This is a genomic window from Marinicauda algicola (assembly GCF_017161425.1).
In the GTDB taxonomy this organism is placed as follows: Bacteria; Pseudomonadota; Alphaproteobacteria; order Caulobacterales; family Maricaulaceae; genus Marinicauda; species Marinicauda algicola.
In genome coordinates, this window is sequence record NZ_CP071057.1 from 1,756,095 (window position 1) to 1,779,050 (window position 22,956).

The window sequence follows — 22,956 nt, forward strand, 5'->3', positions numbered from 1 at the left end:
TATCCAGTATATCGTACAAACACAAAAAGATCATGATGACCGCGAGCGGACTTGATCCCGATTTTTACTCGATAATTGTCGGGCGGCCAAACACGCCGGTGTCCCTTCCAATCTCGATTAATGACGAAAATCAAGACCAAAACATCAACGATCTCGCAGAATCTCTGCGCTCCAGCGATTTATGGCTCCACCTAGGTGCTGGTGTATCGATCGCGTCCGGGGCACCGAGTTGGGAAAATCTTTTCGCGCGAACAGTCTCCACTACGATTGAGCAGAAATACCCGGAATCTAGAATTTCGTCGGCGCTACCTGGCCCCCTAGAGAGAAACTTACGAATTATCGAGCTGTTTGATCGAAACCGTATACTCTTTTTGCACCAATTACGACTAAATTTATATCAGAAAATGAATATGAAATCGCGCAATGCCTCTCCTGACTTTATTGAAATTTTTCTTAATATCGATAGCAAAATTCGGTGCCACAATATTGTGACATATAATTATGATGACCTAGTGGAAAGACGCATTAAGCGCGCACAAGGCCGCTTAATAAAATCGAGATCAATATTCTCTCAACGATCATACGATAAATTTCAAACCTTCGAGGGATTAAAAATATATCATCCACATGGATACATTTCACGGTCCATGCCAATAGATATGATTGTTGACCAAAAAATTGCATTTTCTGAGCGTGAATACAATAATATTTATCGCTCTAACATTAATTGGAGAAATTTTATTCACACGTCGAACGCAGCAGCCGATGACCGACCGATATGCAGATTATTTTTCGGATTCTCGTTCTCCGATACAAACGTTCGAGCGCTGTTAGAAATAGATCAATCGGAAGGGTCTCAAAAGTCGAAGTTGTTTGCATTAATGAAGGCGAAGCCGCATGAAATTACCAGAGGGAAACTGACTTACAAGAACAGCCTCGTCCACATAGACCTTTTATCTCTAGGAGTCAGACCAATCTGGTGGGCACTTCCTGGTCACTTAAAAAATATCGCTAAGAAAATCGGAGCGCTCTAATTTTGCTTAAGTATCTTTATGCCGCGCGCCTGATCGTAATAAATTTGATAAATGGCCATTAACGCGTCCTCGCTCATTAGTCTATAGCGAAGATCGTAAATAAAGGAGGCCAGTGCTATGGCAGTTGGCATTAAACGTCCGACTGGCTCTTCTCTCACAACCTCCGCCCTTATAGTTGAAAGGGAGTAGTGAATGGCAAACGCTTCATTTATAAGCAAAGAACTATCTTTAGCGTTAAAAGTCTCCTTAAAATTATTACTGGATAGCGGGCGATGAGCAAAATATAAAGGCTTAAACCTCACAATCCACTTCGTAAAATAAGCTGAACGTTTAACACAATTAGATTTTTTACTTGGATTCTTTAAGTGAAAAACTTTATATCTCCATATATCGTCGAGCGTACTATGAACGACATTCAACATAATCAGAGGGTCGAAAGTCAAATTCGAGTCATGCCTTTTATTATAGGCTTTCGCAAATTCGTTACATTGATCACTTATAAATTCAAAGCGCGAAATTATATCCGCTTCTGAGAAGCGGGGAGGAGTTTGCTCAACAGTAATTTCGTCAGATGCCATGACAAAAATGTCGCCTGCAGAATATACAGGCGACCCTAAGTTATTTCTTGGACAAGCTATCTACGGCTTCGTCGAACACATCGAGAAACTCGCCACGTTGGAGTTCGAAGCTTTCACGTTCGTGATTGGGCTCCCAATCGAAAGCGTCATTTTCGCGCCCAGCTTCAAGAATCTTTCTAGGCGTAGAGTTCCCCTTATAAAGGAATTCAGCGATATCGTGCATGTTTCGACGAAACTCCTCGCGAGATATATCGCTCATTCGCACCTCCTAAACTGCTCCGTATGCAGTATAATACACTCGCCTCGGTTGCACAAATGCGGCCAAGGGTTGCTAGCGTTCATTTGTCTGCGGCTCCCCTACGATGCCGATTCGGCATAGTCAAGGAGCCGAGATGTCAAGCCTTAGACGCCTTGAGAATCACTCTTTCTAAATTTTATCAAGAATTAGATAATGCTACTAGGCCCACCTACCATATCTTGCGGATATCCGCGCTAAAGTAAGCTGCGGACTTCAGTCGCGCCATCGAAAGTGGCGTCAGCAGCGGCCAGCATCGGGGCCAAAAAAATTTAAGTCGCATCTTGTGGTTCTAAGTTTTTGGAGGGGGTTTCGTGATCGCACGCATGAGTTCGGACTTTAGATCGTTTAAGCCAACAGCTGTCGGTGCGCCGGAGTGTATTGTCACTTTCCATCCCCGAACCGATCTCTCGGGTGACCGGCCCATTGGCAATCTTTGATCTAGTGCGTCTTCGATTTGGTTTGCCAATATCACCGATAGCTTTTGGCCAGCGCAAGAGCCTAGCTTGCTCGTCAGGTGCTCCTTGAACGAATTCCAACGCGCTTCATCAGAGACTATAACGAGTACCTCGTGAAAGCCTGCCTTGAACGCCTTCTCTATATTAGCTTTCTCGTGGGCGGTGTTGGTGGATACAGAAATCTCCACCGCGATCCTGCGGGTGCCGCCCTCAAGCGCGACATCTACAACGCCTTCTCCCCCAAGAATGCGGTGCTCGACCGTCGCCTTATAGCCCCGCTCTTGCGCAAGCTTGCGCACGAACTCCTGTAGCTGCTTGTGCCGCCTTCCCCCTACCCCGGCAACATAGGCGTCGATCTCCTGATGACGCTGAGCCGGAGCGGCCAAAGAAACGGTGCTGGCTCCGCTTATCGGCCGAGGGTCAGGAACATCGGCCCGGTGGCCTCTGGTATACGCAGACCTTTCAGGGTGCCGCTCAGGAGGCGCTTCATCTGACGGAGCCCTTCCTCGTCCAGAGCGGGCGGATGTGGCGACGAACCGGTCCACCTCGTCGAGCGTGGCGGAATAGAGGTTCCGGTTTTTCTCGATAAGCGTTTGGTAGGCGCCATCGCCGATCGTCGGCATCACGTTGACCTGGCCCAGCTCGACATTCACGCGAAGCGCGCGGGAGGTTCGATTGCGGATCGAAGCGGCAATCTCACTTCGGCCGCGGCGCTTCCGCATCCCGCTGATAAATTCAGCAGTCGTGTTCATGTCGTCGGCAAGAGCACGCGCATCCTTTGCGGACACCCCGCCAGCAAATTTCAATGCCGTGGATGCCATCACCGTCGCTCGTAAACGCGCCGGCATCTGATCGAGGTTCTGGCAGGCGATGTGGAGCCCGACGCGGTATTTGCGCGCCTGGTTGAACAGGTGCTCGAACGTCTCGTCGAAATACTCGTGCGCCTCGTCGACGTAGACGAAGGTCGGCCGACGCTTGTCCTCGGGGATCGTCGCGCGCTCAAGCGCGGCCTGGGCGATCTTTGCGATGAAAAAGCGGCCAAAGATCGAGCAGCCCTCAGCTTTGAGAAGATCCTTGGCGGTGTTGATGAGAACGATCTTGCCCTCGTTCATCGCCTTGAAGAGATCGAGGCGGTTTTCAGGATGAGAAAACATCCGCTCGAAAACCGGATTGGCGAGCACGCCCCAGAGGCGCCGCAGAATTTGCTTCTTCGTCGCGGCAAAGCTGGGTGAGAAGAATTCGGTCTCGAAGAAGTGCTTCGCCGAGCCCTCAAGCTGATCCATATACGGTCGAAAGGGCTTCCCGTCCTCCATCAGCTGGCGCAGCGTTTGGATCGTCGCATCGGGAATGATCGCCATGAGACGTGCGAGGTAGCGGAAGACGACGCCTTGCTTCTGCGTCAGCTCGGCGCCCAGGAGCGCGGAAAAGAAATACTCATAAAGATCGATCACGGAGTTGAGGACCCGCTCTCGATCAGCCCGGCTGTATCCCTCAAGACGCGCGTGATCGAAGGCGAAGAGATTGAGCGCGATCGGATACTCGACATCGACCGGATCGACGATGATCAGCCGATCCGCGAGGGAGCCCGCCCCATTCGGATCAAAGAGCGCAAGCCGGGAGAGCGTGTAGATCAAGTCGCCCTGGCTATCGATGACGATCACGCCCGGCGGCGTATCGCTATCGTTTGTCAGGTCGTGGTGGATAAGCTTGAGGAGGAGCTGGCTCTTGCCCAACTCAACGATGCGCTTCGGCAATCTGGCACAGGTGGCCGAATCTTCATGACGGGTGGTGTTGAGGCGCTCGGCCTCGCATTCATCAATCAGGCGATCGTTAAGATGCGCCAGTTTGATCGCTTCACCGAGGATAACGATCCTCATGGCGAGCACGACTTCGGGAGCTTCGAGCTTGAAGGCGAGCGGCTCTTCTGGAAGATCGACTACTATGACACGACGCTGGAAAAAGCGTCACCTGACCCGGCAAATCCGTCCCTTACGACACGGGTGCTGACCCTCATGCTCGCAAGCGAGTACTGATCTTTCTCGGCGGCTTCGGAAGCGAAGCCGCCTTTCCTTTTTGAGCGTTAGATTGGCTCGTCTCGTTGGTTAACAATGACTCGCCTAGATAGTATTTTCTGGATATCGTCTCGCGTCTTGAACTCAGGCTGGGGAGGCCAGAATGAAGCTGAAAATCCGCCGGAGCCAGAAATCCGGCATGATGGGCAATACGACATTCACGCTCGATATGATGGCAGAGCTGACCGCCGATGAGATGGCGCTCGTCGAGAAGTACAAGCTCAAAAACCAGATCGTCTATTCCAGCGAACGCGCGAACGAGAACGCCGCCCGAGCCCAAGGTGGCAGTGTCGGCGGTCTCGCGGCGCTGGCGATGGATCGGATGACCAAGCGTATGTTCTCGATTGGCGACCTCATTCTCGGCCAGCATATCGAGAGCAAGGAACTCGACGAGATATTGGCCGTCGAACACCAGATCACCACGGCGTGCCATAACCTGCGCGATTATCTCGACGCGGCGGCCTCGTTTGACGGGTCGGAGCGCATCCTCGAGATCGCCAGCTAGCCTCAATGGCAGACGGCTCGCTCTTCGATGAGCTGGCGCGGGCCTGGCGGGAAGGATGGAAGCGGGGCGCGCCGGTCAATCTCGGCCCGCGCGTCGGTCGCGGCGTGTATTCCAACTGGTGCCTATCCGAGCGCCAGCGCGAGATCACCGAACTTCGCATGCTCTCCTGCGAGGTCTATCGCCAATTCAAAGCCTCACCGTTCGCAAGCGAGGACGGCTTCAATCGGACGCTGATCAACCTGTTCCACGACATCTTCGAACGGGCCGAGCTGGAGGCGTCAGATGCACTGATCGATGCGCTCCTCTCGCCGGTCTATGATCTTGTGCGGGACGAGTTCTTCTCACTGCCCAGGGGCGATATGCATCGCATATCGCGGCTCTCGATGGAGCGCCGGGTCGAGCTTCGCCGGGAACTCCTTCGCAAGCAGCGCTTCCTTTCAGACTATGGGCGGCCGTTCGATCTCGGCATGAATGCGCTGGCCCAGCTCATCGGCGCCTATCTCGCCGCCGTGCCGGACTGGCCGGCGTCCGGTGAAAGCCACGACCTCTCATTCGAAACCCGGCTCATCGATCTCATGGAAAACCCGGTGCTTCTTATCGAGGCGACGCTCGGCGTATTCACCGACGACCGGATCGAGGAGCAGGAACTGTTCAAGGGCCTGCGAGGCTCGCTGGAGTGGAATTGGCTCACGGCCTCCGGAATCGAGCCGATCAACCGGAGCAGCTCAAAAGCGTTCGTATTGCCGAGTGCCTACAAGAGCCGTGATCCGGACGAGCTGATCGATGCCTATCTCGCGCGTACGCCCTTCGAAGATATCTTTCGCGCGCCGCTTCCGCTTGCTGTGCCTGATAGCGTGCGCTTCGAACACACGCTCATCGTTGGCGGCTCCGGACACGGAAATGCGCGCTGCCCGTTCGCCTGTGTCCATGGTTTCCTCCGTAGCGCGGCGCCGACATCGCCAACCGATGCCGGCGGACGCCACGGAACAGGGTCTTTTCAGGACCGGTCCGGCGGGCGTTCCCCTCCCTGCCATCTGGCGATACGCACGGCGCGCTCGACCTCCCCAGGCGTCACCGTGACAGCGCTGAAGGGCACAGACGGCGCGCCATCGATCATGAGGCGCAGACGGATATGAAAGTTGGGCAGGTTGATGAGATCGAGCCGCTCAAATTTCGGTTCAAACTCGCCCGCGAGATAGCCGGCATCCTCCGCGCCGACTCGAAACGCGGTGAACCTGCTCTTCCTCATGGGTCCGTCTCCTTGTTGAGCGGACTCCCATTTCAAATGCGGGGCCAAACGGGGCGCAGGCCAAGCGGAGCGGCGAAGGTGATCAGAGGGTTCAAACAATTTTTCGAGAAGCTTTGGTCAGGGCTCTCACGACCTTGGTCCCGACCTTACCGAACGGTTATCGTTCAGGAATACCTTCCCAATCGTCTTCGCAGACGCACCCTCTATATTGTTGAAGAAGATGGATATCAGGAGCAGGCAGCGATGATCTGTCCCTGCGGCTGTGGAGCAGTATTAAATATGAACCTGCTCACCGACACGCGGCCTTGTTGGCACGTAATTATGCACGATGACGGGACGAGCAGCCTTCGACCATCCGTCTGGCGCAAAAAGCACTGTGGCTCACACTTTTGGTTTCGCCACGGTCGCGTTCACTGGTGTTGACGAACTCCGGCCGCGCCACGCCTATCACGGCCAAGACGACCTGGTCTTTGAGGCGCGCTATTCGCACTCAGTGCGAATGCCCAGGCCTTCACGCGGTTTGAGCATGTGAAAGAATGATAGCGCGCGATGCTGCTAACGGCTCGCGCCTATCACCATGATCAACGCAAACACCATACGGCTGCGAGCTTGCCGCAAGCGGTGCGGGCTCGATCAAGCCGAGCTGGCGGAGTTGCTCGGCTGCAATTTTCACTCGCTGTCGCGCTGCGAGCGCGGACTTTTCCTACCGAACTCAGAGATCCTCCTCACGTACGAAATCGTGTTTGATATTCCCGCTTCGAAACTACTACCTGATACGACCGCCCGCCTCCGCCGCATCACGTACCGCAAAGCTGAGCGGCTTCTAAAGCGATGCCACGCCAGTGAAGGACGCTCCACCAGCGTCAAAGTCGAATTCCTGGAAAAACTCTGTCAGCGCCTTGAACAGCCCTCATCATGACCGCACCGAAGCAGGACAGCGTCGTGCTCTCGATCGAGCCGCGCTCCATGCGCCTGGCCTTTGTAGCTGCCGATCGTGACGGCAGGCTCTTCGACTGGGGCGGCTTTGAACTCCGCCCCTGCCCCAGGTACCGAAAGTGCCGGGAACGCGCGGCCACGCTGTGCCTCGCCTATGATCCAGCCATTCTCATTCTAGAAGACGTGGACCATGCTTCCTCGCTCCGGCGGGAACGGATGAAGCAGTTGGTACGCGATATCGAGAGCGACGCCCGGACCAAGCGCCTTAGCGTCGTGAAGATCAGCCGTCGGAGAGTGCTTCAGCGCTTCTGCGCCTTCGGCACCGGAAGCTCGGCCGATGTCGCGGCCGGCGTCTGCGCCTACTACCCCGAACTCAGTACCTTTCGTCCGAAGAAGCGTGCCCCTTGGGACAATGAGCACTACTCGAAAGCCCTGTTTGAGGCCGCCGCCCGATTGTTGACCTTTTTCCCGGACCCTCGCGCTGAGCCGCCTCAGCGAGAGAGGGAGCCCTGATCCGTTCCTCGATTCTCGCCTGGACGGCTCGCGGTGGAAACTGCCCATCTTCCCACCGTCCGATCGAGCGTTCGGAGTATCCAAGCCACGTTCCGAACCGCTTTTGAGACCATCCGCGAAGCAGCCGGAAGCGCTTCAGCCGATCGGCGAACGTGTCGGACGCAAGCCAGGCGTCATCGTCGAAAAAATCAATGATCGCCGGGATATAGCGCGCCCTCGGCTCGCGTTCTCCGCGCTCCCACATCCGGATCACGTCTCGTGTCACGCCCAATCTATCGCCCGCCTCGCCCATCGAGAGGCCGAGGCGTTTTCGACGTTGGAATAGCCTCCGAGGCAGTCCTACCGGCGCATAGGCTTCGAGCACAGGATTGGGTAATTCCAGCGTCATCCGGCAGTGCGGGAAAAAGGGTAAACATCGAAAAAATTATATGATAAATCAAATGCTTAAATAGGCCGCACGAAGCCTGGTTAGACCCTGTTTCTCGTTTTGAACATCGCGGTGCTTATCAAACTTTCAGCATTCCAATCCAGAAGGACGACTACAAAGCTGCGCTCGCCCCCTAGGAGCTGGTGACGAAATCCAGACCCTGAACAGGTCGAAGGAAAATTCCGGTTGAGGTAGCTGCGGTGGAATTACCAGAAGGCTGCCTCGGCATAGGCAGCCAGGTGCTCCGGCGCACCGCGCCGACGCCGGACGATCCCGTGCGCGGCAGGGAGTCAAGTAGTGCAGCCATGGCGGGGCTGCACTTGTAGATTTCGGTCACTGCAACGAGGACGATAGCCGAAACCATCGCCTGAGGGCGGGATAGGCCGTCGCCCCCCCCAGCTGCCTATCCACCGACGTTCAAGGTGAAGGGTACGGTCAGTTCGTCGCCCTCGACCGGCACGAGGACGAAGAGGCGGTGAACGCCGGGTTCGGAAAAGCGCACCTCGAAGCGCCCGGCCTCGGCCGCGGCTTCGACCATCGATCGCGCGCCGCTGGCAAAACCGATGAGATGGGCGCGCTCCGCCGCCTGCCCGTCGATGGTGAGCGTCAGCGCCACGCGCTCTCCGGCCGTCACCTCGCCGTGCGGCTCAAGCGAGAACGCGAGACCGCCGGCTTGCGCGTCCAGGGTGTTGACCGGCGCGAGATAGGGCGCGGCCTCCTCGCCGGCCGCAACCCAGTCGGAAAGTCGGATCGAGCCGTCATCGCTGTGGTGATCGGCGTCTCCCTCATTATGGCTCTCGTCATAGGGATGATCATGGCCGACATCGTGTGCATGGGATTCCCCGCCGTGGGCGTGGCCGCCATCGGCATGATCATCATGCCCGCCGGCTGCCGGCATCGTGTCGGCCAGGGCGAGATCGGCCCACACGCGGTATATGCGAGCATACTCGGGCGTGAAGCGGATCGAGATCCGTCCGTCTGCACCCAGCTCGGGATGGAAATGCTCAAAATCCTCAAGCCCCTCGTCGACCACGAAAACGTTCAGCCCGTGCCCGGCCTCGCCGGCAAGCGCGTCGGGGCCGAGCGGCTCTCCGTCCGGACCGGTGACGGTCAGGGTCAGTTCTGCCGGTTCCCCGGGGTGCACGGCTCCGACAGGTTCGGCATCGAGATTGACGCCGCTCGGATGGGCGTCGGGCGCGGCATGATCGTGCCCGCCTTGAGCATGGCCGTGATCGCCGCCATGAGCGTGATCGTCATGGGCATGGCCGTGTTCTTGTGCCGCAACGGCCGGTACGGCGCCGAGGCCGAGGCAGAGAGCGGCCAGACTGACAAGGGAAAATCGCATGGTTCAGCTCCGTGAAGGATCGGGTTGAAGGTCGGACGTAGATTCGTTCTGAGGTTCGTTTTCGGGACGCGCTTCGCGCACAGCACCGAAGCGGGCGTAAAGGGCCGGCAGGACGATCATGTTCAGGACTGTCGAGGAAACAAGGCCGAAAAGGATCACCACGGCCATCGGCGCCTGGATCTCGCTGCCTGGCTCGCCGCCGCTCAGAGCGAGCGGCACGAGCGCGAGCGCGGTCGCGAGCGCGGTCATCAGGATCGGCACCAGGCGCTCCATCGCCCCGCGGCGCACTGCCTCGTCGAAGCTTGGCGCTTCTGCGCTCAGGGTAAGATGGCGGATGTGAGCGACCATCATCACGCCGTTTCGCGTGGCGATGCCGAACAGGGTAATGAAGCCGATGATCGAGGCGACCGAGAGGATGCCACCGGCGGCAAAGACCCCGATGACGCCGCCGATCAGAGCGAACGGCAGGTTGGCCATGACCAGCACGGCATCACGCGCTGAGTTGAACGCCATGTAGAGCAGGAGAAATACGCCGAGGACGACGCCAAAGGAAAGGATGGAGAGGCGCGCAGTGGCTTCGTTGGCGCTCTCGAACTGGCCGCCATACTCCACGTAATAGCCTTGCGGGAGGGTGACATTGTCCGAGACATTCTCGCGGATGTCGTTCACGACGCCGAGAAGATCACGGCCCGCGACATTGGCCATGACCACGAGCTTGCGCTGCACGTTCTCGCGGCTGATCGTGTTCGGACCGCGATCACGTCTGATATCGGCGAGGGCGCTCAAGGGGATTTCCGCACCGGAAGGGGTCAGGAACCGCGTCTCCCGCACGGCTTCCAGATCGGCCCGGTGCTCGCTCGCATAGCGTACGACGAGATCGAAGGCTGCGCCCTGCTCGAGAACCTGGCTGACCTCGGCGCCGGCAAAAGCGGCTTCGACCGCTTCGGCCACGTCGCGCACCTGCAGTCCATGGCGCGCAATCGCCTCGCGGCGAAAATCGACCATGAGCACCGGCACGTCGGCCTGCTGCTCGACTGACAGGTCGACCACGCCCTCTACCGTTTCCATCTGCGCTCGCACCTGCTCGCCAAGCCGGCGCAGCTCGTAAAGGTCGGGACCGAAGAGTTTCACCGCGATATTGGCCCGCGTGCCGGACAGCATGTGGTCGATGCGGTGGGAGATCGGCTGACCGATGGTGATGTTCATCCCCGGAACTGCGGTCAGTGCGGTACGCAGATCATCGAGAAAGGCCTCCTTGGATCGGTCCTGCATGCGCAGGGCGACATCGATCTCGGAGGCGCTCACGGCCTGGGCATGCTCGTCGAGTTCGGCCCGCCCGGTGCGCCGGGCGGTCGAAACCGCCTCGGGCTGGTCAAGGATGATGCGCTCGACCATGCCGGCCAGCTCGTCGGACTGCTCCAGCGAGGTACCCGGCAGGGTCACTGCGCTTACCGTCAGGCTGCCCTCGTTGAAGTCCGGCAGGAAGGCCCTTCCGGCGGTCGCCAGGAGCGCCAGAGCGGCGATCAGCGCCAGGAGAGAGGCGCCGCCCAATATGGCCCAACGGTTCACGGTGAGCTCGAGCACGGGGCGGTACAGCGCCTGTACCGTGCGCGCGAGCCAGGGCTCGCGGTGCGACCGGATCGTCTTCGATCCCGGCATCAGGATCGCCGCGAGCGCGGGCGTAACGGTCACGGCCACCAGTAGCGAGGCGGCGAGCGCGATCACATAGGCGAGCCCCAGCGGCTGCAGCAGGCGGCCTTCGACCCCCGACAGGAAGAAAAGCGGGAGAAAGACCAGCATGATGATCAGGGTGGCGAAGACGATGGACCCCTGGATCTCGCGGGTCGCATCCTCCACGACGCGCAACACGGGGCGCGGATTGTCGAGTGCCCGATTGCCCCGAAGCCGGCGCACCACGTTCTCGACCACGATGATCGCATCGTCCACCAGCGCTCCGAGCGCAATCGCCATCCCGCCCAGCGTCATCGTGTTGATGCTCGCACCGAGCAGTTTCAGCGTCAGGATCGAGACCACGAGCGAAAGTGGTATCGCCAGCAGCGAGATCGCCGTGGCCCGCGTGCTCATCAGAAAGGCGAACACGATCACGACGACGAGGATCGCCCCGTCGCGCAGGGCGTGGAGCACGTTGCGCACCGCGATCGAGATGAAGTCGGCCTGGCGGAAGATGTTCTGCTCTATGACCATGCCCTGGGGCAAGCCGGCCTCGACCTCCTCGATCACCCGGTCCAGTTCCCGGGTCAGTGTCAGCGTATTGGTGTCGGGCTGCTTCTGGATGCCGATGACGACGGAAGGCTCGTCATTGTGGGAGCCGCGCCCACGCGTTATCGCAGCGCCAAGCTGGACCTCGGCCACATCCCGCACCAGGACGGGCACGCCCTCGACGAGGTCGACAACGGTGGCGCCGATATCCTCGATCGCCTCCACGCGGCCGACGCCGCGGATCAGGTATTCCTGCCCGCCCTGCGTCACGAACCCAGCCGAGGAATTGGCATTGGTTTGAGATACCGCGTCGATCACGTCCTCCAGCGTCAGGCCGTAGGCAGCCAGGCGCTCGGGGCGCACATCAACCTGGTACTGGCGCACATCGCCGCCAATGGGGATGACCTGTGCGACGCCAGGTACGGCCAGGAGCCGCCGGCGCAGCGTCCAGTCCGCGGCGGTCCGGATTTCCATCGCGTTGTGCCGGTCCGAGCCCAGCGCGATGAACATGACCTCGCCCATGATCGAGGAAACCGGCGCCAGAACCGGGGCCGGAACGTCGGGCGGCATGGCCTCGCGCACCAGCTGGAGCTTTTCCGCGACGATCTGGCGGGCAAGATAGATGTCGGTGCCCCACTCGAAATCGGCCCATACGATGGCGCTGCCGACCGAGGTCGAAGAGCGGACCCGGCGTATGCCGGAAGCACCGTTCAGTGCGGTCTCGATGGGAAGTGTGATGAGGGTCTCGACCTCTTCGGGAGCCATGCCGTGGGCCTCGGCGACAACCGTAACGGTGGGCGCGGTCAGATCGGGAAACACGTCGACCGGCATGCGAAACGCCTCCGACGTGCCCCACACGAGCAGGAGGAGGCCAGCGAGCAGCACGAGGGCGCGATGCTTCAGCGAGAAGCGTATGGTCTGTTGGATCATGGTCCCGCCCTCAGTGCGCGTGGCCGTGACCGGCCTCGGCCGGTCCGCTGGCGGCGAGATGGATGAGATAGGCCCCCTCGGTGGCGACACGCTCGCCGGGCTCGACCCCGGAGGCGATCCCGATCGACTGTCCGTCGCGCACGGCGATGCGGATTGGTTGGCGGCGCCAGTTCTCCCCGTCCGCCATGACGAAGACGACCGGCTGGCCCGCATCGTCGATCACGGCGTTCGCCGGGATTACCGGGCCGTCGAAACGATTGCTCGTGCGCACGCGTGCCGTGGCGAGCGTTCCGGCGGCAAACCCGGCCGAGTTGTCGAACTGGAAGATGACCGGTGCGGTGCGCCTTATCGGATCGACCGCCGCACCAGCCGCGACCAAGCGTCCGTCGAAGTCGGCAAGATCGAAGGTGCGATCCCCGCCGAGCAGTGTGAACCAGGCCCCCTGGGGCTGACCGAGTTGGGAGGCGTCTATCTCGGCGACCTGCGCGACCAGGCGCATGCGCGAGGTGTCGACGATGCGAAACAGGGTCTCGCCACTCTGGACGTAGCTACCGGCCCCGGCGTTGAGCTGAGCGATCCGCCCACTGATAGGCGCGCGCACCGCGACTCCACCGGCCGCCCCGCCCTCGACCGCTTCGAGCCGGGCCTCGCTGGCAGTCAGCCGGGCACGTGCGGTCTGAAGCGCAGCCCGGGCTTCCTCGACACGGCGCTGCGCCACCGCGCCCTGCTCGGCCAGCGATCGCAGCCGGTCGAACTCGGTGCGGGCCATGTTGAAGGCGGCGCGCGCGGCTTCGCGTTCGGCAACGAGACCGGCGAAATCCTGATCGCCGCCGAGATTGGGCGCGATCCGCACCAGAACATCGCCGCGCGCAACGATGTCGCCGACACCGGGGAAGCCGGCTTCGCCGGCAAGTACCACACCCTCGGTCTGCGCGCTCAGCGTCGCGTCCCCGCCCGGAGCGGGACTGATCGTGGCCGGCGCCTGAACCGAGTGAAAGAGGGTCTGCTCGACGACCGGCGCGGTGGCGAAGTCGACCTGCCACTGCTGTTCCTTCAGGAACGGGATCAGCCCGTCCTCGTGCGGCGCGTCAGCGAGGGACGCATCGGCCGCTTCGACCGTTTCATGGACGGTGTACTCGCCGAGGCGATGGACCGAAACCAGCCGCCCGGCCTCCAGGATGACGGTGAGATCACGCGTCCCGACATGGCGCGGGCGCGCGACCGGACGGAAGATTCCAGGCGTCGGGGATGCGCCGGCGGTGAACACTTCTTCGGGCGCACCGCCCCCTGCCAGGCGCACGGTGACACGCCCCTCTGTCACGCGCGTGAAATCGCCCAGCCGCGTGAAATGGGCTGCGAACTCTGATGCCCGGCCCACCGCGAGCGGCGGAAATTCGACGAACAGCTCGGCAGTCTCCGAATAGTCGGTCACGACGATGCCGCCGCCATGACCATGCCCGTCCTCTTCGGCATGGGCCTCTTCGGCGTGCTCGTGACCATGCTCATCGCCGCCAGCACCATGATCGCCGACCTCCTCGTCATGAGCGTGTCCGCCGGGGCCGTGCCCGTGATCGTCTCCGTCTGCGCAGGCGGCCAGCAGAAGTGCGCTCGTCAGGGCGCCAAGAATGAGGTCACGGCGCATCAGTCAGTCTCCGCAATGAGTTCTTCGAGCGCGAGTTCGGTCTCGCGCGTGCGATGTTTCAGTGAAATCAGCCGCAGCTCGGCCTCGTAGGCGGTCCGTATGGCGTCGATGGCCTCCAGCGCGCTGGTCTCACCGCCCTGGTAGGAGACCAGCGCGATCCGGCGCAGCTCCCGGGCGGAGGCGAGCGCCGCCTCCTCGTATTCCAGCGCGGTGCGATGCAGGGCCACCATGCGCCGGGCCAGCATGCCCGTCTGCGCTTCGAACCGGCGCTGTTCCAGCCGCAGCCGCGCCTCGGCCAGGCGCGTGTCCGCCGCACGCTCGCGCTGCTCGCCCTGGTGCCGGTCGAAGATCGGCAGCGGCACGCTCGCACTCACGAGAACCCCGATCTCCTCCATCGGCCCCTCGATCTGACGCAGGCCGACGCCGACGGTCACATCCGGGACGAGGCGCGAGGCGGCGCGTTCGCGCGCCTCGGCCGCATCGGCCTCTGCCTCCAGGCTGGCGAGACGGGCCGAGACGGGCGAGGCCGCAGATTGCGGGTCGATGGCGGGCAGGAGCTGACCGGCAATTCGTTCATAGCCGCTGACATTCGCGCCGGTGGCGATGAACAGCCGGTCGGCCGCGCTTTCGACTTCGAGCCTCGCCTCTGCGGCCAGTGTGGGCAGGAGCAGCGTCTCCTGGCGGACCCGCTCGAGTTCCAGACGCGAGGCGTCCCCAGCCTGGACCCGCTGTCGGGTGGCCTCGCCGAGCGCGGTAAGCTGGGCGCCAAACTCTTCGAGCGCGGCTTGTTCCTGCTGTGCGGCAAGCAGAGCATAGAAGGCCGCCAGCGCATCGGTACGGGTTTCGGCCCGCTGTATCGCCCGGCGTCCCCTTGCCGCGTGCAGATCGGCGCGCGCACCACGCACCTGCAAGGCGCGGCGCCCGGAGATATCAAACTCACGTTCGAGCGTGACGAGGGTCTCCGAACCGTCGCCGCCGAGACCCTCCACGCCTTCGCGTTCGACCGAGAGCACGGGATTACGCCAAGTCTGCGTGCTTACCAGCCGACCCTCGGCCGCCTCCACCGGCGCCTCGGCAAGCGTGGCATTGGAGGCATTCCCAAGTGCCAGCCGGACAACTTCGTCGGCTGTCAGCACCTGGGCGCCGGCGCCCAGCGGCGCTGCGAGAACGAGCGCAAACGCAGCAAAACACCGAGCGGCAATCGGTTTTCCACGTGCAAGCGTGCGGTTCGTGACCGTCATGGCCTAGCCTCCAAACGCTATGAAAAGCGTCTCGATTTCATGGTGAATGGGCTCCAGCGCGATGAAGATCGCAGCAAGCAGTACCCCGGTCATGGTGAAATAGCGCGCCAGGCTAAGCCGTGCCGGCTCGAAGTCGGGTTGTAGAAGCGCGCGCACGCGCAGCTCGATCTGCCCGTCGTCGAAGGCGGCGACAGACAAGCCGCTTTCGCGGCCCCCATTCGCGCGCTGCACCTTGACGAGGGTTTCCGCGATCGCGACCGGTGCAAAGTGCCGCGCCGTAGCGTGATCGCAGGCCTGCTCCTGGGCCAGGATGAACGCATCGTTGAGCCGTCGCGAGGCCGAGCGGGGATAGACTGCAGTCAGCACGGTGAAGGCGAAGCGCGCGCGGAGATCGCCGCGCGCCAGGTGCGCCGCTTCGTGGGCCTTGATGAGTGCGCGTTCTTCCGGAGCAAGCCGGCTCAGAAGGCCCCGGCTGAGATAGACCGCGGGCCTCGCCAGTCCGGCGACGAAGGCGAGCGCAAGGTCGGTGTCGAGAATGCGGATGCCGTCGGAGCGAAGGGTCAGCCGGTCCAGCGTACGCCGGAACGCGGCCATGGCGGCGAGCCGGTGCATGACGGCCCAGGCAAGCCGGATAACGAGCGCCCCGGTCAGTCCCAGAACCGCGAGCGCCAGGGGCAACGGGGCGGCAGGCGTCGAATGCCCGACGCAATTGCCATCCACGGCGTGACAATGGTGCCCGACTAGCTCCAGCGGGGATGCATGGGGAAACAGCCCGGCACCGATTGCCGCAAGCAGTCCCAGCGCGAACGGCGCTGCCGCCAGCGATACGATGCCGGGCACACGAAGGTCGGGCCTGACACGGTTCAATGCGGTCATGAGACGTCCGCAAAAGGCGGCGAGCAGGCTCGCACAAACCGCGAAAACGCCGAGCCCCGCGGCCAGGGCGATGACGCTGTCCCCGGTCACGCCGATCCCTCCCCGTCACGCCTCTTGTGCTCGCGGATCAAGGCTTCCAGCGCATCGAGCATCTGCGGATCGGCTTTGGAAGCATAGCCTGCGAAGGCCGCAAGCAGGCCGTCGCCTCGCCCGTCGGAGAACCGGTTGAGCGAACCCTCGATCAGGCGCGCCATCACCGCGTCACGGCTCTCGATCGGCGTGTAGACATAGGCATGGCCCACACGCTCACGCGCGAGCAACCCTTTGCGATGCAAGCGCTCCAGCGTGGACTGGATGGTCTGGAGCGTGTTTCCACGGCCCGCTCCGATCTTGGCATGGATGGAGCGCGCATCACCGTCGCCGGCGCGCCAGACTTCCTCCAGTGTCGCGATCTCCAGATCGCCAAGCTGCAACTCGCCACGGGCCATGAACCGCCTCCTGAAAATGGTCTACGCGATCAAACACCGATTGGCAATCGGTGTTCTTCCCAACCGTCTTCCAATTTGGACAGGCTCGATCCTGTGCAGCGCAATTGGGTTTGATTCCGAGCCAACGAAATTCGTGAGGCGAATCAAATACGTATAAAGCGACGCGCCAATTGGATTGATTCAGGCGTCACCCTGTTTGATTCAAACCTCACGAATAGACATCAAGATTGATTCAGGGTCGGCTGGGCTAATCGCGCACCATTCAAAACCCACCTCTGCCAGATCAGGAAGGCCGCCGGCAGGACCAGAAGCGTCAGCACGGTCGCGCTGACCATGCCGCCGACCATCGGCGCGGCGATGCGGCGCATAACTTCCGAACCGGCGCCGCTGCCGAACATGATCGGCAGGAGGCCGACGATCACGGTCGCCACCGTCATGATGATCGGGCGCACGCGAAGGAGCGCACCCTCGATCACCGCCTCGCGGATATCCTGCCCGCTCAGGGGCCGGTCCTTTTCGGCGGCGCTGTCTCGATGGCGCGCGAGCGCCTGTTCGAGATAGACGATCATCAGAACGCCGATCTCCACGGCCACGCCGGCCAGCGCGATGAAGCCGACCCCGACCGCGACCGACAGATTGTAGCCGAGCAGGTCGAGCAGCCAGAGCCCGCCCACGAGCGCGAGCGGCAGCGTGCCCATGATCATCAGGACCGGAACGATCCGGCGGAAGCTCAGGAAGAGGAGCAGCAGGATCACCGCGATCGTCACCGGGACGACGAGCGCGAGCTTGGCCTGGGCGCGCTGCATGTACTCGTACTGGCCCGACCAGTTCAGCGAATAGCCCGCGGGAAGATCGACCTGGTTGGCCACGGCCTGGCGGGCCTGCGCCACGTAGGAGCCGATATCGACACCGGCGATGTCGATATAGATCCAGCCGTTGAGCCGGGCATTCTCGCTGCGGATCACGCCAGGCCCGTCATCGATCGTGATGTCGGCGACCCGGCCCAGCGGGATCTCCTCGCCCGAGGGCGTGACGATGGGAAGCGCGCGCAGGTCGGCAACCGAGCCGCGATAGTCCTGCGGATAGCGCAGGTTCACGGGGTAACGCTGCAGGCCTTCCACGCTCTCGGTGATGGTCATGCCGCCGATCGCGGTACGGATAACATCGTGCACGTCGGCGATGTTGAGCCCGAAGCGCGCGGCCTCGGCGCGGTTCACGTCGATATCAACGAACCGCCCGCCGGTGACGCGTTCGGCATAGACCGAGTTGGTACCTGGCACGGTTTCGATGGCGTCCTCGATTCGTTGGCCGATCTCGGCGATCACGGCGAGATCGGGGCCGGCGACCTTGATGCCGACCGGGGTCTTGATGCCGGTTGCCAGCATGTCGATCCGGTTGCGGATCGGCATGATCCAGACATCGCTGAGGCTTGGCACCTCCACCACCGCGTCGAGCTCGGCGCGGATATCCTCGATGGTCATGCCCGGGCGCCATTCCTCGCGCGGACGAAGCTGGATCGTGGTCTCGATCATGGTCAGCGGCGCCGGATCGGTCGCGGTCTCGGCCCGGCCCGCCTTGCCGTGCGCGGTGAGCACTTCGGGCACCGTCATGATGAGCCGGTTCGTCTGCTGGAGGAGCTCGGCCATCTTGCCCGCCGAGGCGGCGGGATAGGCGCTCGGCATGTACAACAGATCGCCCTCGTCGAGATCGGGCATGAACTCGCTGCCGATGCGCGAGAGCGGAACCGCCGCGCTGGCAATGGCGAGCGCGGACACCGCGATCATCAGCCAGGGCCGGGCGAGCGCCAGGCCGATGAACGGCCGATAGGCCGCGATCAGCAGCCGGTTGACCGGGTTCTTGCGCTCCGGCGTGATCCGGCCCCTGACGAAGTAGCCCATCAGCACCGGGATCAGGGTGATCGCTAGTCCGGCGGCGGCGGCCATCGCATAGGTTTTGGTGAAGGCCAGCGGACGAAAGAGACGCCCCTCCTGGGCTTCGAGTGCGAAGACCGGCAGGAAGCTCACCGTGATGATCATCAGAGAGAAGAAGAGCGCCGGCCCGACCTCGGTGGAGGCCTTGGCGACGATGCGCCATCGGTTCTCGCGGGTGAGCGGTTCGCGCTCGATATGCTTGTGCAGGTTCTCGATCATCACGATCGCTGCATCGACCATCGCGCCGATGGCGATGGCGATGCCCCCGAGCGACATGATGTTCGCATTGATGCCCTGCGCGTTCATGATCACGACCGCGGCGAGGATGCCGAGCGGCAGGCTTAGAACGATTACGACCGAGGAGCGCAGGTGGAACAGGAAGATCGCGCAGATCAGGGCGACGACGATGAACTCCTGGACCAGCTTCTTTCCCAGCGAGCTGACCGCGCGCTCGATCAGGTCGGCCCGGTTGTAGGTCGTGACGATCTCGACGCCTTCGGGCAGCGAGGCTTCCAGTTCTGCCAGGCGCTCCTCGACGCGGCGGATCGTGGCGAGTGCGTTCTCGCCGTAGCGCATGATGACGACGCCTCCGGCCACCTCGCCCTCGCCGTTGAGCTCGCCGATGCCGCGGCGCAGCTCCGGGCCGGTGCGGATCTCGGCGACATCGCCGAGCAGGATCGGCGTGCCGGTGTCTGTGACGCCGAGCGGGATCTGTTCGAGGTCCTCGATGCCGGTGATGTAGCCCGAGGCGCGCACCATGTACTCGGCTTCGGCCATCTCGATGACGCGCCCGCCGCTTTCCTGATTGCCGCGCTCGATCGCGGTGCGCACTTGGGAGAGCGGGATGGAATAGGCGCGCAGACGCTCGGGATCGGCGACGACCTGGTACTGGCGCACCATGCCGCCGATGGCCGCGACCTCGGACACGCCCTCGATCGTCTGCAGCTCGTATTTCAAGAACCAATCCTGGATCGAACGCAGCTCGGCGAGATCATGCCCGCCGGTGCGGTCGACGAGGGCGTACTGGTAGATCCAGCCCACCCCCGTCGCGTCCGGGCCGAGCGCGGTCGTCGCGCTGTCTGGCAATGTCGGGGCGACCTGGGAGAGGTATTCCAGCACGCGCGAGCGGGCCCAGTAGAGATCGGTCCCGTCCTCGAAGATCACGTAGACATAGCTGTCGTTGAAGAAGGAATAGCCGCGCACCGTAACCGCGCCGGGCACGGCGAGCATGGCGGTGGTCAGCGGATAGGTGACCTGGTCCTCCACGACCTGCGGCGCCTGGCCGGGATAGGTGGTCTTCACGATCACCTGAACGTCGGACAGGTCGGGTAGCGCATCGAGCGGGGTACGCGTGAGCGAATACGCGCCGTAACCGGTGAGGATCGCGGCAAGCAGAAGGACGATCAGCCGGTTGGCGATCGACCAGCGGATGACGGACGCGATCATCTAGTGCCCCTCGTGCTCGGTTTCGCCGTCCACCGGCGCGATATCGGTGATCATCCAGGCGCCTTCCGGCGTCTCGACCATCTCGAACTCGACACGGTCGCCTTCGCGCACGGCTTGAAGCTCGACCGGTTCGGCGACGTCGAACGACATGTTCATGGCCGGCCACCCGATCGCCGGGATCGGGTCGTGATCGAGACGGATCATGCCGTGACCCGGCATGACCGAAACGACCGTCCCTGCGCCCTGGATGGCGAGCGGTTCGGCGGCTTCGTCCGGCTCGCGCACATCCTCCGGCGGGGTCATGCGCAACATCGCGCCCTGCAGGTTTGCTTCGGAATCGATCAGGAACTGAGCCGACACCACGACCCGCTCGCCGGGGGCAAGACCTTCGATGATCTCGACCCGTCCGCCGGACTCGATGCCGGTCACGACGCGAGCGGGCCTGTACCGGCCCTCGCCGAGGGCCAGGATGACCCGGTCGGACTGGCGGGTGCGGATCAGCGCCTCGCGCGGGATGTGGATCACGTTGAGGCGCGGGTCCGCCTCGATGGCGACGTTCACATAGCTGTTGGGACGAAGCGTGCGCTCCGGGTTGTCGAAGCGCATGCGTACCGGCACCGAGCGGCTGTCGGGATCGACGGTCGGGTATACATATTCGACCTCGCCCTCCCAGACGCGGCCGGGCTGGTCGGGCGTGCGCATCGAGACCGACTGGCCCGGCGAGACCGCGTGGACCTCGTCCTGGAACAGGTCGGCGACCACCCAGACCTCGGAAAGATCGGCGATGGTCATAAGGCGGGCGCCGGGCTGGACATGCTGGCCCTCGCGCACGCCGATTTCCAGCACCGTCCCGCCCTGGTCGGCGCGCACGTCGGTCAGCCGACTCGGTTCGCCGCTACGCGCGACTGCCTCGATCTGGCCTTGCGTCATGCCGAGCGCACGCAAGCGGGCGCGCGCCGACTGAATCAGCGCCTCGCGGCCGAGCCGGCGAGCCTGCAGGAACTCGCTCTGCGCGGTCAGGATGGCCGGCGCATACATGGCGAACAGAAGGTCGCCGCGCTCGACGACATCGCCGACGGCGGCGACGGGAAGACGCTCGATCCAGCCTTCGGCGCGCACATCGACGACGCTCGTAGAATCGTCGACCGGGCGGACATAGCCCACGGTCTCGACCCGGCGCGAGAGCGCGCCCTGTTCCACCTCGGCGGTTCGCACGCCGATATTGTTGGCCACGGTCGGATCGATGCGAACGACGCCCTCTTCGGCTTCGCCCGGCTCCTCGCCGGCATAGACCGGGACGAGGTCCATTCCCATCGGCGATTTTCCGGGCTGGTCGCGCCGGTAGCTCGGATCCATGGGCGCGACCCAGTAGAGGATGTCCGGTTCTCCATCGCCCGCCGGACCGTCACCGGCCGGCGCGAGGACAAAAACCGCGGCCGCGCCGAGAAGCACGCCGCCGGCAAGAAGCGCGGCGCCTGCGATGAGATTACGCATATTCATTGGACGTCTCCGGCGAGGTAGAGGAGGCCGGCCTCGGCCTTGAGGGCGTCGACGCGCAGGCGCAGGAGCGCGAGCTCGGCGTCGAGCAAAGCGAGTTCGGCGCGCACCAGTTCGGGAAAGTCCGCCTGGCCGTTCTCGTAAGCGGTCATGACCGCCTCGGCGGTCTCGCGCGCATTGGGAAGCACTTCACGCTCGTACAGGGTGATGGACGCCTCGCGGCTGGAGCGGTCGGACAAAAGCCGCTCCCAGTCCCGGCGCAGGTCGAGCAGCAGCGCGCGGCGTTCGAGTTCCTCGGCCGAGCGCGCCTCCCGCGCGCTGCGCACCCCGGCCTCGCGCGCATCGCGGTTGAAGAGCGGAATCTCGACACTGACCCCGACGCTGGCGAAATCCGACCGGCTGTCGCGAACGCCGTAGCCGGCGTCGACCGACCAGGCCGGCTTGAAGGCCTGGCGGGCGAGATCGATCTCGCGCTCGCTGGCGCGGATTTGCGCATCGTGCACGGCGACCGAAGGGTGGCGCGGCAGAATTTCTTCGACGGCCTCGGCCTCCGGCGGGGCGGGCAGGTGCGGAAGCCCGCCGGCCAGAGGACGGTGCGCCGCGTCGCCGAGATAGCGGGCAAGCCTCGTGCGCGCATGGTGGGCGAACCGCTCGATGTCGACGAGCCGGGTATCGAGAACTGCGGTCTCCAGATCGACGCGGATCACGTCGGCCGCGTTCGACCGGCCGGTGGCGAAGGTCGCGAGCGCGATCTCGCCGAGCTGGCGCAGCTCGTCGCGGCGCTGGCGGGTAAGGTGTCCGGCCTGTTCCCAGTAGAAGGCGTCGAGCCAGCTCTCGCGCACCTCGCGCCGGATCTCGCTTTGCCGCAGAACGCCGCGCGCCCCGGCACCGTCGGCCTGCGCATCGCGCCGGGCCTGGCGAAGCGCGCCGGTCTCGCCGCGCAGGAAGCTCTGGCGCACGCGCACCTCGCCTTGTGTCATGGCCTCCCGGTTCAGGTCGAAATCGTCAAGGCGCATATTGTTGGCGGCGATCCGGATCGAGGGATCGGGCCGGGAATTTTCCGACTCGCCGAGCGCTTCGAGCGAGGCCGAGTGTTGCCGCCAGGCGAGCACGCCGGGTTCCTCGCTTCGCTCGGCGATGAGGACCGCCTCGGCAAGGCTCAGCGGCGCATCCGGCTGGGCGCCGTGCTGTGCGCCTGCCGACGCAGTCGCTACGGCTGCAAGCGCCGCCGCAAAAATTGGGAATTTCACTGGGATGTCTCCACGCAGTTGCT

General features: G+C 62.7%; 19 protein-coding genes and 1 pseudogene. 7 read left to right on the forward strand and 13 right to left on the reverse strand.

Features of this window, described 5'->3' with window-relative positions:
* Nucleotides 1-32 precede the first annotated feature (32 nt).
* Nucleotides 33-1,034, forward strand: a complete 1,002-nt coding sequence (locus JW792_RS08835) for an SIR2 family protein (protein WP_135996071.1) — start codon at nt 33-35, stop codon at nt 1,032-1,034.
* Here JW792_RS08835 and JW792_RS08840 read toward each other — a convergent pair.
* From JW792_RS08840 to JW792_RS08850, 3 genes are all read right to left on the reverse strand, one after another.
* Nucleotides 1,031-1,612: a hypothetical protein gene (locus JW792_RS08840; RefSeq protein ID WP_135996070.1), complete on the reverse strand. Its 582-nt coding sequence runs from the start codon at nt 1,610-1,612 to the stop codon at nt 1,031-1,033. The two genes, JW792_RS08835 and JW792_RS08840, sit on opposite strands and share 4 nt — an antisense overlap.
* Nucleotides 1,613-1,652: 40 nt before the next feature.
* The gene (locus JW792_RS08845; protein WP_135996069.1) at nt 1,653-1,871 is read right to left on the reverse strand and encodes a hypothetical protein; all 219 of its coding nucleotides are present in this window, start codon (nt 1,869-1,871) and stop codon (nt 1,653-1,655) included.
* A 328-nt stretch (nt 1,872-2,199) separates the two neighbouring features.
* Nucleotides 2,200-4,242, reverse strand: coding sequence for a type IV secretory system conjugative DNA transfer family protein (locus tag JW792_RS08850; RefSeq protein WP_192900984.1), 2,043 nt, complete (start codon nt 4,240-4,242; stop codon nt 2,200-2,202).
* On the opposite strand from JW792_RS08850, the gene JW792_RS08855 reads away from it, so the two are divergent.
* The 6 genes from JW792_RS08855 (at nt 4,201) to JW792_RS16970 (ending at nt 7,640) form a co-directional block, all read left to right on the forward strand.
* Nucleotides 4,201-4,398, forward strand: coding sequence for a DUF3768 domain-containing protein (locus JW792_RS08855; RefSeq protein ID WP_241094932.1), 198 nt, complete (start codon nt 4,201-4,203; stop codon nt 4,396-4,398). The two genes, JW792_RS08850 and JW792_RS08855, sit on opposite strands and share 42 nt — an antisense overlap.
* Before the next feature lie 142 nt (nt 4,399-4,540).
* Nucleotides 4,541-4,942: a hypothetical protein gene (locus tag JW792_RS08860; protein WP_135996066.1), complete on the forward strand. Its 402-nt coding sequence runs from the start codon at nt 4,541-4,543 to the stop codon at nt 4,940-4,942.
* 5 nt (nt 4,943-4,947) lie between these two features.
* A complete protein-coding gene (locus tag JW792_RS08865; protein WP_135996065.1) occupies nt 4,948-6,078 on the forward strand; it encodes a hypothetical protein in 1,131 nt (376 codons plus the stop codon).
* Nucleotides 6,079-6,227: 149 nt separating this feature from the next.
* Nucleotides 6,228-6,614: a ubiquitination-like system serine protease family protein gene (locus tag JW792_RS17300; RefSeq protein WP_477424233.1), complete on the forward strand. Its 387-nt coding sequence runs from the start codon at nt 6,228-6,230 to the stop codon at nt 6,612-6,614.
* A gap of 154 nt (nt 6,615-6,768) precedes the next feature.
* On the forward strand, nt 6,769-7,110 hold the full coding sequence (locus tag JW792_RS08870) for a helix-turn-helix domain-containing protein (protein ID WP_135996064.1): 342 nt from the start codon (nt 6,769-6,771) through the stop codon (nt 7,108-7,110).
* Nucleotides 7,107-7,640, forward strand: coding sequence for a hypothetical protein (locus tag JW792_RS16970; protein ID WP_241094933.1), 534 nt, complete (start codon nt 7,107-7,109; stop codon nt 7,638-7,640). Before JW792_RS08870 ends, JW792_RS16970 begins: the two co-directional genes overlap by 4 nt.
* Before the next feature lie 79 nt (nt 7,641-7,719).
* Here JW792_RS16970 and JW792_RS17215 read toward each other — a convergent pair.
* The 10 genes and pseudogenes from JW792_RS17215 to JW792_RS08920 all read right to left on the reverse strand — a co-directional run.
* Nucleotides 7,720-8,028, reverse strand: a pseudogene (locus JW792_RS17215) (helix-turn-helix domain-containing protein); the annotation flags it as partial.
* A 442-nt stretch (nt 8,029-8,470) separates the two neighbouring features.
* Nucleotides 8,471-9,412 carry a hypothetical protein gene (locus JW792_RS08880; RefSeq protein WP_135996062.1) on the reverse strand — a complete coding sequence of 314 codons (942 nt, stop codon included), beginning with the start codon at nt 9,410-9,412 and terminating at the stop codon, nt 8,471-8,473.
* A gap of 3 nt (nt 9,413-9,415) precedes the next feature.
* Nucleotides 9,416-12,562 (reverse strand): efflux RND transporter permease subunit, encoded by a 3,147-nt coding sequence (locus JW792_RS08885; protein WP_135996061.1) that lies wholly within the window; start codon nt 12,560-12,562, stop codon nt 9,416-9,418.
* A gap of 10 nt (nt 12,563-12,572) precedes the next feature.
* Nucleotides 12,573-14,204, reverse strand: a complete 1,632-nt coding sequence (locus JW792_RS08890; protein WP_135996060.1) for an efflux RND transporter periplasmic adaptor subunit — start codon at nt 14,202-14,204, stop codon at nt 12,573-12,575.
* The gene (locus tag JW792_RS08895) at nt 14,204-15,445 is read right to left on the reverse strand and encodes a TolC family protein (RefSeq protein WP_135996059.1); all 1,242 of its coding nucleotides are present in this window, start codon (nt 15,443-15,445) and stop codon (nt 14,204-14,206) included. The genes JW792_RS08890 and JW792_RS08895 overlap by 1 nt, the downstream gene beginning before the upstream one ends.
* A 3-nt stretch (nt 15,446-15,448) precedes the next feature.
* Entirely contained in the window at nt 15,449-16,411 is a 963-nt protein-coding gene (locus tag JW792_RS08900) for a M56 family metallopeptidase (RefSeq protein WP_135996058.1), read from the reverse strand.
* The gene (locus tag JW792_RS08905; protein WP_135996057.1) at nt 16,408-16,809 is read right to left on the reverse strand and encodes a BlaI/MecI/CopY family transcriptional regulator; all 402 of its coding nucleotides are present in this window, start codon (nt 16,807-16,809) and stop codon (nt 16,408-16,410) included. Before JW792_RS08905 ends, JW792_RS08900 begins: the two co-directional genes overlap by 4 nt.
* A 221-nt stretch (nt 16,810-17,030) precedes the next feature.
* Nucleotides 17,031-20,186, reverse strand: a complete 3,156-nt coding sequence (locus JW792_RS08910; RefSeq protein WP_135996056.1) for an efflux RND transporter permease subunit — start codon at nt 20,184-20,186, stop codon at nt 17,031-17,033.
* Nucleotides 20,187-21,686: an efflux RND transporter periplasmic adaptor subunit gene (locus tag JW792_RS08915; protein WP_135996055.1), complete on the reverse strand. Its 1,500-nt coding sequence runs from the start codon at nt 21,684-21,686 to the stop codon at nt 20,187-20,189.
* Nucleotides 21,683-22,933, reverse strand: coding sequence for a TolC family protein (locus tag JW792_RS08920; protein ID WP_135996054.1), 1,251 nt, complete (start codon nt 22,931-22,933; stop codon nt 21,683-21,685). Before JW792_RS08920 ends, JW792_RS08915 begins: the two co-directional genes overlap by 4 nt.
* Nucleotides 22,934-22,956: the final 23 nt, after the last annotated feature.

Excerpts from the sequence above, each read along its gene's own strand:
- JW792_RS08870 (WP_135996064.1), top strand. The coding sequence starts at position 6,769 with ATGATCAACGCAAACACCATACGGCTGCGAGCTTGCCGCAAGCGGTGC.
- JW792_RS17300 (WP_477424233.1), top strand. The coding sequence starts at position 6,228 with ATGCGGGGCCAAACGGGGCGCAGGCCAAGCGGAGCGGCGAAGGTGATC.
- JW792_RS08880 (WP_135996062.1), bottom strand. The coding sequence starts at position 9,412 with ATGCGATTTTCCCTTGTCAGTCTGGCCGCTCTCTGCCTCGGCCTCGGC.
- JW792_RS08890 (WP_135996060.1), bottom strand. The coding sequence starts at position 14,204 with ATGCGCCGTGACCTCATTCTTGGCGCCCTGACGAGCGCACTTCTGCTG.
- JW792_RS08840 (WP_135996070.1), bottom strand. The coding sequence starts at position 1,612 with ATGGCATCTGACGAAATTACTGTTGAGCAAACTCCTCCCCGCTTCTCA.
- JW792_RS08915 (WP_135996055.1), bottom strand. The coding sequence starts at position 21,686 with ATGAATATGCGTAATCTCATCGCAGGCGCCGCGCTTCTTGCCGGCGGC.
- JW792_RS08845 (WP_135996069.1), bottom strand. The coding sequence starts at position 1,871 with ATGAGCGATATATCTCGCGAGGAGTTTCGTCGAAACATGCACGATATC.
- JW792_RS08895 (WP_135996059.1), bottom strand. The coding sequence starts at position 15,445 with ATGACGGTCACGAACCGCACGCTTGCACGTGGAAAACCGATTGCCGCT.
- JW792_RS08835 (WP_135996071.1), top strand. The coding sequence starts at position 33 with ATGATGACCGCGAGCGGACTTGATCCCGATTTTTACTCGATAATTGTC.
- JW792_RS16970 (WP_241094933.1), top strand. The coding sequence starts at position 7,107 with ATGACCGCACCGAAGCAGGACAGCGTCGTGCTCTCGATCGAGCCGCGC.
- JW792_RS08865 (WP_135996065.1), top strand. The coding sequence starts at position 4,948 with ATGGCAGACGGCTCGCTCTTCGATGAGCTGGCGCGGGCCTGGCGGGAA.
- JW792_RS08885 (WP_135996061.1), bottom strand. The coding sequence starts at position 12,562 with ATGATCCAACAGACCATACGCTTCTCGCTGAAGCATCGCGCCCTCGTG.
- JW792_RS08850 (WP_192900984.1), bottom strand. The coding sequence starts at position 4,242 with ATGAGGATCGTTATCCTCGGTGAAGCGATCAAACTGGCGCATCTTAAC.
- JW792_RS08855 (WP_241094932.1), top strand. The coding sequence starts at position 4,201 with ATGCGCCAGTTTGATCGCTTCACCGAGGATAACGATCCTCATGGCGAG.
- JW792_RS08910 (WP_135996056.1), bottom strand. The coding sequence starts at position 20,186 with ATGATCGCGTCCGTCATCCGCTGGTCGATCGCCAACCGGCTGATCGTC.
- JW792_RS08860 (WP_135996066.1), top strand. The coding sequence starts at position 4,541 with ATGAAGCTGAAAATCCGCCGGAGCCAGAAATCCGGCATGATGGGCAAT.
- JW792_RS08905 (WP_135996057.1), bottom strand. The coding sequence starts at position 16,809 with ATGGCCCGTGGCGAGTTGCAGCTTGGCGATCTGGAGATCGCGACACTG.